The organism is Herminiimonas sp. NPDC097707, assembly GCF_044761395.1.
Taxonomy (GTDB): domain Bacteria; phylum Pseudomonadota; class Gammaproteobacteria; order Burkholderiales; family Burkholderiaceae_D; genus Oxalicibacterium.
The window spans coordinates 2378091-2389846 of sequence record NZ_JBIWCI010000001.1 but is presented as its reverse complement, the minus strand read 5'-3'; the positions used below and the strand labels follow the sequence as shown (position 1 = coordinate 2389846).

The window sequence follows — 11756 nt, the reverse complement described above, 5'->3', positions numbered from 1 at the left end:
CTGCAGGATCATTGATGATGGCGCGGCTCCGAGCGGAGCGTGCAATCAGCCGGTAGCCGGTTCGTCGAAGAAAAATTCAACCGATTCGGCTTTCTTGTCTGCATGCAGCAATCCCTGTGCGAGCAGGGCGTCGTAATAGCAAACCTGGTTGCGGCCATGATCCTTGGCGTAATACAGCGCCTGATCGGCGTGTCCGAGTATGGTCACCGGTGTCTCATGCTGGATGCTGGCGAAGCCGATACTGACGGTGATTTGTCCAACCTGCGGGAACGCATAGTGTTCGATATTTTCACGGAAGCGTTCAAATACCATTTGTGCATCGGTCAGTGTGGTGGAGCGCAGCAGGATGACAAACTCTTCGCCGCCGAAGCGGAACACACGATCCTGCGCCCGGAACGAGGCACGCAATACATTGGCGACCAGGATAAGCACTTCATCGCCATACAGATGGCCGAAGACGTCGTTGACGCGCTTGAAATGATCAATGTCGATCACGGCCAGCCATTGCGATTTGACGTCGGTGTGATGCCGTCGTTCTTCATTGCCGTGCGGCGCCGAGTCAGCCGGTTTTGCATTGACCATGCGCGCAAATTTTTCATCGAAGGTTTTGCGATTCAGCAAGCCTGTCAGCGAATCGCGTTCGCTGTAATCCAGCAGGCTTTGATAATTGCGGTATACGCTGAGTATGCCTTCCATTACCTGCAGCATTTGCGGCGTGAACGGCGTGTCGTTCACGATTTCAAGGCAGGTTGATACCTTGTCGTTTTGCCAGATCGGAATCCACAAGGCATGCTGGCCATTTGCCCGAACTTCTTCCAGACGACTCTTGCGTTGCGCAATGCATGCCACCAGCCCGGGATAGGTCACGATGGTTTCGCCAGCGAGTTCGGAAGCCGAGGCCTCTTCATCGACGGTCTGCACTTTGCCGTCTGCAATCCAGACGCGAGGGCGGATCAGAAGGTCGCCGCGCGACTGAAATAATTCCATGACGCGTGCGTGACTGACGCCAATCATATTCAGCAATGCCGTCATGACCGAGATGTCGAGCAAATCATGGTCGCGATGGCCGGTGATCTCTACCAGATGATCCAGCAGAGAATTCATCAATGGTTCGGAGGCGGTCACACGGCGCCCATGCGGTTACGTAAATCGATTTGTTTTGAGGTAGGCATGAGGCGTGACTTCAAGAAAAGTTTTCTGTCAGGAGAAGCTGATTTCAAGAGCGCAATAAGAGCCAATACCTGATGTTTGATGGTTTTGTCATCACATTGGCTGGGGCCATTCTAGCTGAATAGGCTTGCGCAACATCATTAGTTTTGTTTGGGTAACTATATTTTACCTTTCACTTTATTCCCTGCTATGACGCAAGTTGTACTCAGCCAACAAGGCGTTCCTGAAATGTAACAAATATATTTCCTTGGGGTAATTATATGGGTGGCAAGCCCCGATCTCATACCCGGGTGGCATCTGCCTGCCTGATAAAAGCGGCCGCAGCCCCCTTGCATTTGTCCTTGTTCTGCAGGACCGGTGCGACGACAATAGGTCTTCGTTACTTTTGGGCATCTTGTGGTGCGCCACCAACCGGGAGAAAACATGATCGTTCTATTGCTGGTAATTACCTTGCTGATTTCGCTGGCTATATCGTTCGCCGTCATGAAGGCATTTACCAAACCGCTGGATGCAATCCTGTCTCGCATCATTGCCGATTCAATCAGCGTGGCCTGGCTCAAATATCTGAAATTTGCCATCCTTGTCGTGGGCGTATCGTCCGGTGTGCGCGTGCACGGACTGGAAAAATACATCAGCCCCTCGCGCTGGGACAAGGATGCGAAGGTGGTTGAATTCACTGTAGAGCGCTGGGTGCTGGAGTTGTACCAAACCGCGATTGAAACCCTGCAAGGGATCGCCTGGATGCTATTGGTGTTTTTCATGTTTGCACTGATTGCGTATGTGATCGTGCGCATAGCCGAAATCAGGCTGGGCGAACAGACGAAAAAATAGCTGAACCTGATACCGCCCCCGCTTGGGCGGCACGTCTTTAAAAATGATGGTCTGTTGCAATACCTATTCTTGAATTGCCTAACTTCCATATTTCGACTACTATCGAAATATGGAAACGAAAACCGCAATCACCTCCCTTTCTGCGCTCGCGCATGAATCTCGTCTGGCCGTGTTTCGTCTGCTGGTGCAAGCCGGCCCGAGCGGTTTGGCCGCCAGCAAAATCAGCGAAAACCTCGGCATTCCGCCATCGTCACTCTCTTTTCACTTGAAGGAATTGAGTCGCGCGGGCCTGGTAAACGGCACTCAGGATGGACGCTTCATTCATTACGCAGCCAATTTCGATGCGATGAATGGCTTGATCGCGTTCATGACTGAAAACTGCTGCGGCGGCAATCCGTGTGCGCCGGTGTGCACGCCTGCCTGCGCCAGCGATCAACCTTCCACAATTCAAATTGGAGAATGAACATGCAGCAAACGACATTCAACGTACTGTTTCTCTGCACCGGCAATTCGGCGCGCAGCATCATGGCGGAAGCATTGCTGAGCACGATGGGAAAAGGTCGCTTTCGTGTATTCAGCGCGGGGAGTCAGCCGGGCGGTACGGTGCATCTGTTTGCTGTTGAGCAAGTGAAGGCAACGGGCTATCCGCTGGACAACTTGCGCAGCAAAAGCTGGGATGAGTATGCGCTACCCGATGCGCCAAAAATGGATTTCATCATCACTGTCTGCGACAACGCAGCAGGCGAGGTTTGCCCTGTCTGGCCGGGGCAGCCGGTATCTGCGCACTGGGGTTTTGAAGATCCTGCTGCTGCGATCGGCAGCGATGATGAAAAACGAGCGGTGTTTATCAAAGTGTTTCGCCAGATCATGGCGCGCGTCAATATTTTCGTCAGCTTGCCGATCGACATGCTGGAAAAAAATGCCATTCAACGCGAGTTGAAAAAGATCGGCGAAACCGGCGCCTGATAAAACCATACGCAAGCCTGCTTTGCCCGTTCAATTCACTCCATACGCAACGAACCTGCGCACAACAACTTTGGTATTGCCGAGCGTGTTCGGTTCTTCTCACTAGAAACAAGCTGATGTTGACTGCATTCCTGATTTTCCTCGGCACGATCGTACTCGTGATCTGGCAACCCAGAGGGCTGGGCATAGGCTGGAGCGCGCTGGCTGGCGCCGCCTTGGCGCTGGCGCTGGGCGTCGTGCAGTTTGCCGATATCGCTACGGTCTGGGGCATAGTCTGGAACGCGACGATTACCTTTGTCGCCGTCATCATCATCAGCCTGTTGCTGGATGAGGCAGGATTTTTCGAGTGGGCGGCATTGCATGTGGCGCGCTGGGGCCGTGGCTGCGGACGCCGACTGTTCGTCTGGCTGGTGCTGCTTGGTGCAGCGGTTGCCGCCTTGTTTGCCAATGATGGTGCGGCATTGATTTTGACGCCCATCGTGATTGCGATGTTGCTGGCGCTGAAATTTTCGCCGGCGGCGACGCTCGCCTTCGTCATGGCGGCCGGTTTCATTGCCGATACGGCCAGTCTGCCGCTGATCGTGTCGAATCTGGTGAACATCGTATCCGCTGATTTTTTCAATATTGGTTTTGCTGAATATGCATCGGTCATGGTGCCGGTCAATATGGTGTCCATCGCGGCGACACTGGGTATGCTGCTGTTCTTTTTCAAACGCGATATTCCGGCAACTTACGATGTGAATCTTTTGCGTGCGCCGCAGCAGGCGATACGCGATGGCGCGACTTTCCGTGCCGGCTGGTGGGTGCTGGCTTTATTGCTGGTCGGATTTTTCGGACTGGAACAGCTCGGTGTGCCAATCAGTGCGGTGGCGACCGCTGGTGCGCTGGTTCTCTTGATGGTTGCCGCTCGCGGGCACATCATTTCCACGCGCAAGGTATTGCGCGAAGCGCCGTGGCAGATCGTGATTTTTTCGCTCGGCATGTATCTGGTTGTCTACGGCTTGCGCAATGCAGGGCTGACCGATTATCTGGCCATCGTCCTGAATCGGCTTGCCGCGCACGGCGTGTGGGGTGCGGCGATTGGTACGGGCGTCCTGTCGGCATTGCTGTCATCGGTGATGAACAATATGCCGGCGGTGCTGGTCGGTGCGCTCGCGATCGATGCCAGCGTGGCGCAGGGCGCCACAAGAGAAGCGATGATTTATGCCAATGTGATCGGCAGCGATCTCGGTCCGAAAATCACCCCTATCGGCAGTCTCGCCACCCTGTTGTGGCTGCATGTGCTGGCGCGCAAGAATATCCGCATCACCTGGGGCTATTACTGCAAGGTCGGTTTCGTGCTGACCTTGCCGATACTGCTGCTCACCCTGATTGCGCTTGCACTGCGCCTGCAATAATTACTCACTATTTTTTCATCATGAATACTTTTAGCGATACCAGTCTGCCGCCATTTGCACTCGATCATCTGGAAATACCGGCGCCAGAAAAAATTTCCTCTCCCAAAACATTCGATCATCCACCCCGCATTCTGCTGTTGTACGGCTCCTTGCGCGAACGTTCTTTCAGCCGCTTTCTGACGGAAGAAGCGGCGCGTATCTTGCTACACTTCGGTGCAGAAGTGCGCATCTTCGATCCACGCGAATTGCCGGTCGCTGGAAGTGTGGCTGACGATCATCCGAAAGTAGCCGAACTGCGCGCACTCAGTCTGTGGTCGGAAGGTCAGGTCTGGTGCAGCCCGGAACGACATGGCGCCATCACGGCCGTGATGAAGAATCAAATCGACTGGATTCCACTGGAGCAGGGCGCAGTGCGTCCGAGCCAGGGGCGGACATTGGCAGTCATGCAGGTGAGCGGCGGTTCGCAATCGTTCAATACGGTGAATACCTTGCGCTTGCTGGGGCGATGGATGCGGATGTTTACGATTCCGAATCAGGCATCGGTAGCAAAGGCGTATGAAGAGTTCGACGAAGCCGGTCGCATGAAGCCCTCGTCCTATTACGATCGCCTGGTCGATGTGATGGAAGAATTGTTCAAGTTCACTTTGCTGTTACGCGGCCATACCGATTACCTGACCGATCGCTACAGCGAGCGCAAGCAGCAGGCGGTGCACAACATCAATAAAATATGAAGCATTGAAAATACTTGACCTTCCTATTATGGCAAGGCCTACAGTGTAGTCACCCATTCGAGAAGGAATTACATCATGTATGAATTACAGGTTGAAAAAATGAGTTGTAATCATTGCGTAGGTGCTGTGACGAAATCGGTGCAGGCGGTGGACGCACAGGCGCAGGTGGAAGTGAGTCTGGCACAGCGCAAGGTGCGTGTGCAGTCGAGCGCAGAACTGGCGAAAATAGCTGCAGCGATCAGCGATGCCGGTTATCCGGTTGTCAGCAGCGCTGCAGTGTAGTTATTAAACATTAGAGCACCAATAAAAAAGCGAGCCGTGCGGCTCGCTTTTTTATTGTTCACTTACATGCATGTATCTTCATGTCAGAACGGTCAGGATTCAGGAATGGCATGCGTGTTTGCCATTGCCATCCTGTTGTGCCAGGCCTTGCAGGATCGGGCAATCCGGCCGTTCATCGCCGCTGCATGTTTGCGCCAGATGCTGCAGCGTATCGCGCATCTCGCTTAATTCGGCGATGCGCTTTTCCAGGTCGGCGACATGCGTCAGTGCAATCGCCTTCACGTCTGCGCTGGCGCGCTGCGTATCGTTCCACAGCGAGAGCAAATCCCTGATCTGATCCAGTGAAAACCCGAGTGTACGTGCGCGCTTGATGAAACGCAGTGCGTGCAGATCCTTGTCGTTGTAGGTGCGATAACCGGCACTGCTGCGTGCGCCTGGCTCGACCAGACGGATGCTTTCGTAGTGGCGGATCATCTTGGCAGATATGCCGGATGTCTTTGCTGCTTCTCCGATATTCATGACGTTTCCTTCCGCTTCAAACCGTATGCGTTGACTGTATCTTGCGCTGCTCGGCTGTGGCCGGATGCCAGCGTCGCAACAGCAAGGCATTGCTGATCACGCTGACAGAACTGAAGGCCATGGCCGCGCCGGCAAACATGGGATTCAGCAAACCGAACGCCGCCAGCGGAATGCCGACCAGATTGTAGATAAATGCCCAGAACAGGTTTTGCCTGATCTTGTTGTAGGTACGGCGCGAAATATCGATGGCATCGGCGACCAGCGCCGGATCGCCGCGCATCAGGGTAATGCCTGCTGCATGCATCGCCACATCGGTGCCGGTCGCCATGGCGACGCCGACATCGGCGGCGGCCAGTGCCGGTGCGTCGTTGATGCCGTCGCCGACCATCGCGACGATCTGGCCTTCGCCCTGCAGCGCGGTGATTTTTGCACTCTTGTCGCCCGGCAGCACTTGCGCCAGCACGCGGTCTATGCCTAGCTGTTTGCCGACGGCATTGGCGTTGCCCTGATTGTCGCCGGTGAGCAATATGGTTTGGATGCCCAGTTCATGCAGACGCTCCACTGCTTGCGGCGCACTGTGCTTGATCGTGTCGCGGAAGGCAATCAGGCCGAGCAGGCCTGCTGGCGTGCCGGTTTCTGCCAGCCATGACACGGTGTGACCGCTTTCTTCGAGTTGCTGTGCGCGTTGCGCAAACTGCGTCATGTCGATGCCGAGCTCGCCCATCAGACGTGCATTGCCGAGTTGCAGCGTGCGGCCTTCCACTGTTGCCATCATGCCGCGACCGGGCAGGGCCTGGACTGCGCTCGTATCCAGTAGTGGAAGTTGTCGTGCTGCCGCCTGTTCGACCACGGCGCGTCCGAGCGGATGTTCACTGCTGCGCTGGATGGAAGCGGCTAGTTGCAGCAGTGTGTCTTCAGCCATGCCATTGCTCAGAAAATCGCTGACCTGCGGTTTGCCTTGCGTCAGTGTGCCGGTCTTGTCGAATACGACGGTAGTGATGCGATGCGCGATTTCCAGCGCTTCCGCATCCTTGATCAGGATGCCGTATCTGGCGGCCACGCCGGTGCCGGCCATGATGGCAGTCGGGGTTGCCAGTCCGAGTGCGCACGGACAGGCGATGACCAGCACGGTGACGGCATTGATGATGGCGATTTCGATACTGCTGCCGGCCAGCCACCAGCCGATGAAGGTGATCAAGGCAATCACCAACACGATCGGGACGAAGATCGCACTGACCTTGTCCACCAGACGCTGGATAGGCGCTTTTTCCGATTGTGCGTTTTCCACCATGCGGATGATGCGCGACAAGGTGGTTTCTGCGCCGATGGCATCGGTGCGCACCAGCAGCACGCCGTCGGCATTGATGGCTGCGCCTGTCACTTTATCGCCGACCTGTTTCAATACCGGCAGGCTCTCGCCGGTGATCAGCGATTCATCGACCTGGCTGCTGCCTTCGAGCACGGTGCCATCGACCGCGATCCGTTCGCCCGGGCGCACGACGACGATATCGCCGGCACGCACCGCATCGATGGCGACATCGATATCGTTGCCGTCGCGCCGCACGCGGGCCGATTCGGGACGCAGTTTTTGCAGCGCGCGTATGGCTGATGCGGTCTGCTTCTTGGCGCGTGCTTCCAGCCATTTGCCGAGCAGGATCAGCGTGATCACCACGACCGAGGCTTCAAAGTATAGATGCGGCATCTGATCCGGCATTGCCGTCAGCAACAGATAGATGCTCAAGCCATAGGCAGCGCTGGTGCCGAGCGCAACCAGCAAATCCATATTGCCGGTGCCGGCCTTGACTGCGTGCCAGCCGGCTTTGTAAAAACGTGCGCCCAGCCAGAATTGCACCGGCGTGGCCAGCGCCCATTGCAGCCAGCCCGGCAGCATGAAGTGCACGCCGAACGGTTCCAGCAGCATCGGTAAAACCAGCGGAATGGCCAGCAGCGCAGATAACACGACCGGCAGCCAGTCTTTGGAAGCTGCGTTGTGCTCGGGAGACGCAGCGCCGGATGTATCGCGCGGCAAGGCGGCGCCGTAACCGGCATTGTCCACGGCGGCAATCAAGGCTGCTGCCGAGGTGGCACTACTGATTTTTACGCGGGCGCGATCCGTGGCGAGGTTGATGCTCGCATCGAGTACGCCATCGACCTTGCGCAAGGCTTTTTCCACCCGACCGGCGCAGGAAGCGCAGGTCATGCCGGTAATATCCAGCTCGATTTCCTGCTGTGGCACGCTGTAACCGGCTTTTTCAATTGCCTGTTGCACTGTTGTCGCATCGACAGCGGCTGCATGCTCGACTTCTACCGCGACGCTATCGGTGGCCAGATTCACACTGGTTTTTGTCACACCGGGAATGGCGTTGATGGCTTTTTCCACGCGTCCTGCGCAGGATGCGCAGGTCATGCCGGCTACGCCTAGCGTAATGCGGTGGATGTTGTCGGATACGGCTGGGCTGCTCATGATGGGACTCGCTGGAAGCGGAAGATGAAATGAGTATTGACCTTACCATGATGGGAAGGTCAAGCTCATTTTTCAAGCGCTAAACGGCGGCCCGGAAATTAAATTTCAGTATGGAAAAAGCAGGCCCGGATGCAACCTTTAATCCCTGCCAATATAGCGCGGGTCGGGCGAGACATAGGCCATGACGCGCCGGTTCAGTACGCCGGGCGGCGCGACTAGTTGAAGATCAAATGAGGTAACGGTGGAGCCGACGTAAAAATCCCAGCCGAAGGATTTGTCGCCAACGATGAATCTGATGACTTCGCCGCCTTCCACATTGACCCATCTCGTTTCGGGGGTGATGACGATGGTACGCGTGGCAGCAGCGGCCGGGGCTGGATTGCCCAGCAGATCGAGGCGTGGTGATGCGGAAAACGCCGGGATGCTGAACGCCATGAGAGCGGTAAATGCAAGCACAAGTGATTTGATCCGCATGGTGAACTCCATTCGTGAGGTAGGGGCGTTATCGTTTTAGAGCGCGAAAGCATCATACAGGTTCCGTGTTTTATCGGCTGGCAGCGCCATTGCAGATGCGGATGTTGATGCAGATTGCTCATGTTCATCACTTGCGGATGGAAGCGCCGCATCATGGCGATATGAGGTTTTCGCATAGTGAAGGTAAAAATGCATTATTTACATTCGTGTATGAGGTGACTACCATCGCGTTGTGGCAGGGTTGCGCATATTCGCGCAGCCCGTGCTGTTTCCAGTTTCCTTAAAGGCAAAACATGTTCGGTTTCAAACGGGAAAAATTATCTGCGCTGGCACTGATGGGCGCGCTCGCATGGTCGGGGAATCTGGCGTCGCATGCTGCGTTCGCCGCCGATCTGAAAATCGGCTTGTCGGCGGATGTCTCTTCGCTCGATCCGCATTACCTGAACATTGCGCCCAACGTTGCATTCTCTTCGCATATCTTCGATGCGCTGGTGAATGTGGATGCGAATGGCAAGCTGGTGCCGGGCCTGGCGACTTCATGGCGCGCAGTCGATGCGACCACCTGGGAATTCAAGTTGCGCCGCGATGTGAAATTTCACAATGGCTCGCCTTTCACTGCCGACGATGTGATTTTTTCGCTGGACCGGCCGGCAAAACTGACCGGCAGCCCCGGCCCGTTTACTGCGTATACCAAGCAGATCGTCGCGAAAAAAATCGTCGATCCCTATACGGTGAGGCTGACGACCGCCGCGCCATATGGCCCCTTGGCGCTGGATATGAGCACTGTATTCATCGTCTCGAAAAAGGCAGCGGAGAAAGCGAGCACCGATGACTTCAACAATGGCAAGGCGCTGATTGGCACCGGCCCGTATAAATTTCTGAGCTTCAAGCGCGGCGACCGCATAGAAGTGACGCGCAACGATCAATACTGGGGCGGCAAATCGGATTGGGACAAGGTCACCTTTCGCATCATCACCAATTCCGCGCCGCGTCTGGCCGCCTTGCTGTCTGGCGATGTCGATGCGATAGAAGGCGTGCCGACTGCCGATCTGTCGCGTTTGAAGAGCAATGCCAAATTCAGCTTTGCGCAAAAAATATCCTGGCGCACGATATTCTGGGAACTCGATCAGTCACCCGGTGCTTCGCGTTACGTGACCGATAAATCCGGCAAGCCCTTGCCGAAAAATCCCCTGCACGATGTGCGTGTACGGCAGGCCATGTCGAAAGCCATCAATCGTCAGGCTTTGGTGGATCGCACGATGGAAGGGCTGGCAGTACCGGCCTCGAATATCGTATCGCCTGGCGTATTCGGCTATAACGAGGCGTTGAAAGTGGAAGCCTACGATCCGGAAGGCGCGAAGAAACTGCTGGCGCAAGCCGGTTATCCGAATGGCTTTGCGCTGACGATACACGGCCCCAACGATCGCTATATCAATGATGAGCAGGTGGTGCAGACGGTGGCGCAATTCTGGAATCGCATAGGCATACAGACCAAGGTTGCAACCCTGCCGCTGTCAGTCTATTTCGCCAAGGCGCGTGCCGGCGAGTTCAGTGTGTCGCTGCTGGGTTGGGGCACACTGGCCGGTGACTTCGGCTTGCGTACTTTGGTCGGCACGCCCAATGCGGAAACCGGCTGGGGTTCGTGGAACTGGGGCAAGTACAGCAATCCGGCGGTGGATAAATTGATCGCTTCGTCACTATCGTCGGTTGATCAGGGCAAGCGTGAAACGTTTGCGAAAGATGCTGCCGCGCTGGCCTTGAAGGATTATGCCGTCGTGCCCCTGCATCACCAATATGCGACCTGGGCGCTGCGCAAGGGCTTGAAGTACACTGCGCGTACCGATGAATTCACTTTTGCACATCAGTTCCATCCTGAATAAATTTTGCTCCCCACAGGTGCGCGCCGGTTTGCGTGCACCTGCATTCGCAGGCGCTTGCTGATCATGCTCGACTTTATTCTGCGCCGTCTCGGACAAAGCATCGTCGTGCTGGCAGTGATGTCGCTGCTGGTTTTTATCGGCGTGTATGCAATCGGCAATCCGATCGACATGTTGATCAGCCCCGATGCCGACCAGCTTGAGCGCGCCCGCACCATCGCCGCCTTCGGGCTGGACAAACCGCTGTGGCAGCAATACTTCATCTTCATCCAGCAAGCGCTGAGCGGTGATTTGGGTCGCTCGTTTTCCTTCGGGACACCGGCTTTGGCATTGATACTCGAACGTCTGCCGGCGACACTGGAGCTGGCGATCGGTGCGATCCTGATCGCCATCGTGCTTGGTATTCCACTCGGCCTGTGGGCCGGCCTGCGCCCACACAGCTGGAGCGGAAAAAGCATCATGGCGATTTCCATACTCGGCTTTTCGTTGCCGACTTTCTGGGTCGGCCTGATGCTGATCATGGTGTTTGCGGTGCAACTCGGCTGGCTGCCGTCAGGCGGGCGCGGCGAAACCACGCTGCTGTTTGGCGTGCCGGTCAGCTTCCTGACGCTGGATGGATTAAGACATCTGCTGCTGCCGGCTTTCAATCTGGCGCTGTTTAATATCGCACTGGTGATACGCCTGACGCGCGCCGGTGCACAGGAAGCGCTGCTGCAGGATTACGTCAAGTTTGCGCGCGCCAAGGGGCTGCGCAACAGCCGCATCATCGGTGTGCATGTGCTGAAAAATATTTTGATTCCCATCGTCACCGTGATCGCACTGCAGTTCGGTTCCATCATCGCGTTCGCCATCGTGACTGAATCGGTATTTGCATGGCCCGGCATGGGCAAGCTGATCATCGATTCGATACGCGTGCTGGACAGGCCGGTGATCGTTGCCTATCTGATGCTGGTGGTGGCGCTGTTCATACTGATCAATCTGATCGTCGATGTCGCGTATTCGCTGCTGGACCCGCGCGTGCGTCTGACGGATACGAGGAACTGAT

At 56.0% G+C, this 11756-nt stretch carries 12 protein-coding genes; 8 read left to right on the top strand and 4 right to left on the bottom strand.

Translation table 11 applies throughout. From position 1 onward, the window contains the following. Nucleotides 1-45: 45 nt before the first annotated feature. Nucleotides 46-1104 (bottom strand): GGDEF domain-containing protein, encoded by a 1059-nt coding sequence (locus ACIQW9_RS11595; protein WP_402338012.1) that lies wholly within the window; start codon nt 1102-1104, stop codon nt 46-48. Nucleotides 1105-1593: 489 nt separating this feature from the next. On the opposite strand from ACIQW9_RS11595, the gene ACIQW9_RS11590 reads away from it, so the two are divergent. From ACIQW9_RS11590 to ACIQW9_RS11565, 6 genes are all read left to right on the top strand, one after another. After that, the gene (locus ACIQW9_RS11590; RefSeq protein WP_402336848.1) at nt 1594-2001 is read left to right on the top strand and encodes a hypothetical protein; all 408 of its coding nucleotides are present in this window, start codon (nt 1594-1596) and stop codon (nt 1999-2001) included. 109 nt (nt 2002-2110) lie between these two features. After that, on the top strand, nt 2111-2464 hold the full coding sequence (locus ACIQW9_RS11585) for an ArsR/SmtB family transcription factor (protein WP_402336846.1): 354 nt from the start codon (nt 2111-2113) through the stop codon (nt 2462-2464). A gap of 2 nt (nt 2465-2466) precedes the next feature. After that, nucleotides 2467-2967 carry an arsenate reductase ArsC gene (locus ACIQW9_RS11580; protein ID WP_402336843.1) on the top strand — a complete coding sequence of 167 codons (501 nt, stop codon included), beginning with the start codon at nt 2467-2469 and terminating at the stop codon, nt 2965-2967. Between the two features lie 116 nt (nt 2968-3083). After that, nucleotides 3084-4364, top strand: a complete 1281-nt coding sequence (locus ACIQW9_RS11575) for an arsenic transporter (RefSeq protein ID WP_402336840.1) — start codon at nt 3084-3086, stop codon at nt 4362-4364. A gap of 20 nt (nt 4365-4384) precedes the next feature. Beyond that, a complete protein-coding gene (arsH, locus tag ACIQW9_RS11570) occupies nt 4385-5095 on the top strand; it encodes an arsenical resistance protein ArsH (protein ID WP_402336837.1) in 711 nt (236 codons plus the stop codon). A 75-nt stretch (nt 5096-5170) separates the two neighbouring features. Then, the gene (locus ACIQW9_RS11565; protein ID WP_402336836.1) at nt 5171-5377 is read left to right on the top strand and encodes a heavy-metal-associated domain-containing protein; all 207 of its coding nucleotides are present in this window, start codon (nt 5171-5173) and stop codon (nt 5375-5377) included. A gap of 99 nt (nt 5378-5476) precedes the next feature. Here the strand turns inward: ACIQW9_RS11565 and cueR are convergent, their stop codons facing one another. The 3 genes from cueR to ACIQW9_RS11550 form a co-directional block, all read right to left on the bottom strand. Further along, a complete protein-coding gene (gene cueR, locus ACIQW9_RS11560; protein WP_402336833.1) occupies nt 5477-5896 on the bottom strand; it encodes a Cu(I)-responsive transcriptional regulator in 420 nt (139 codons plus the stop codon). Nucleotides 5897-5912: 16 nt separating this feature from the next. Then, nucleotides 5913-8360, bottom strand: a complete 2448-nt coding sequence (locus ACIQW9_RS11555; RefSeq protein WP_402336830.1) for a heavy metal translocating P-type ATPase — start codon at nt 8358-8360, stop codon at nt 5913-5915. Nucleotides 8361-8498: 138 nt separating this feature from the next. Beyond that, a complete protein-coding gene (locus ACIQW9_RS11550; RefSeq protein WP_402336827.1) occupies nt 8499-8834 on the bottom strand; it encodes a CzcE family metal-binding protein in 336 nt (111 codons plus the stop codon). 293 nt (nt 8835-9127) lie between these two features. Here ACIQW9_RS11550 and ACIQW9_RS11545 point away from each other — a divergent pair, with 293 nt between their 5' ends. Together ACIQW9_RS11545 and ACIQW9_RS11540 are read left to right on the top strand one after the other, a co-directional pair. Further along, nucleotides 9128-10714 carry an ABC transporter substrate-binding protein gene (locus ACIQW9_RS11545; protein WP_402336824.1) on the top strand — a complete coding sequence of 529 codons (1587 nt, stop codon included), beginning with the start codon at nt 9128-9130 and terminating at the stop codon, nt 10712-10714. Between the two features lie 63 nt (nt 10715-10777). After that, nucleotides 10778-11755 carry an ABC transporter permease gene (locus ACIQW9_RS11540; protein ID WP_402336821.1) on the top strand — a complete coding sequence of 326 codons (978 nt, stop codon included), beginning with the start codon at nt 10778-10780 and terminating at the stop codon, nt 11753-11755. Nucleotide 11756: the final 1 nt, after the last annotated feature.

Excerpts from the sequence above, each read along its gene's own strand:
- ACIQW9_RS11595 (WP_402338012.1), bottom strand. The coding sequence starts at position 1,104 with ATGAATTCTCTGCTGGATCATCTGGTAGAGATCACCGGCCATCGCGAC.
- ACIQW9_RS11590 (WP_402336848.1), top strand. The coding sequence starts at position 1,594 with ATGATCGTTCTATTGCTGGTAATTACCTTGCTGATTTCGCTGGCTATA.
- ACIQW9_RS11585 (WP_402336846.1), top strand. The coding sequence starts at position 2,111 with ATGGAAACGAAAACCGCAATCACCTCCCTTTCTGCGCTCGCGCATGAA.
- ACIQW9_RS11580 (WP_402336843.1), top strand. The coding sequence starts at position 2,467 with ATGCAGCAAACGACATTCAACGTACTGTTTCTCTGCACCGGCAATTCG.
- ACIQW9_RS11575 (WP_402336840.1), top strand. The coding sequence starts at position 3,084 with ATGTTGACTGCATTCCTGATTTTCCTCGGCACGATCGTACTCGTGATC.
- arsH (WP_402336837.1), top strand. The coding sequence starts at position 4,385 with ATGAATACTTTTAGCGATACCAGTCTGCCGCCATTTGCACTCGATCAT.
- ACIQW9_RS11565 (WP_402336836.1), top strand. The coding sequence starts at position 5,171 with ATGTATGAATTACAGGTTGAAAAAATGAGTTGTAATCATTGCGTAGGT.
- cueR (WP_402336833.1), bottom strand. The coding sequence starts at position 5,896 with ATGAATATCGGAGAAGCAGCAAAGACATCCGGCATATCTGCCAAGATG.
- ACIQW9_RS11555 (WP_402336830.1), bottom strand. The coding sequence starts at position 8,360 with ATGAGCAGCCCAGCCGTATCCGACAACATCCACCGCATTACGCTAGGC.
- ACIQW9_RS11550 (WP_402336827.1), bottom strand. The coding sequence starts at position 8,834 with ATGCGGATCAAATCACTTGTGCTTGCATTTACCGCTCTCATGGCGTTC.
- ACIQW9_RS11545 (WP_402336824.1), top strand. The coding sequence starts at position 9,128 with ATGTTCGGTTTCAAACGGGAAAAATTATCTGCGCTGGCACTGATGGGC.
- ACIQW9_RS11540 (WP_402336821.1), top strand. The coding sequence starts at position 10,778 with ATGCTCGACTTTATTCTGCGCCGTCTCGGACAAAGCATCGTCGTGCTG.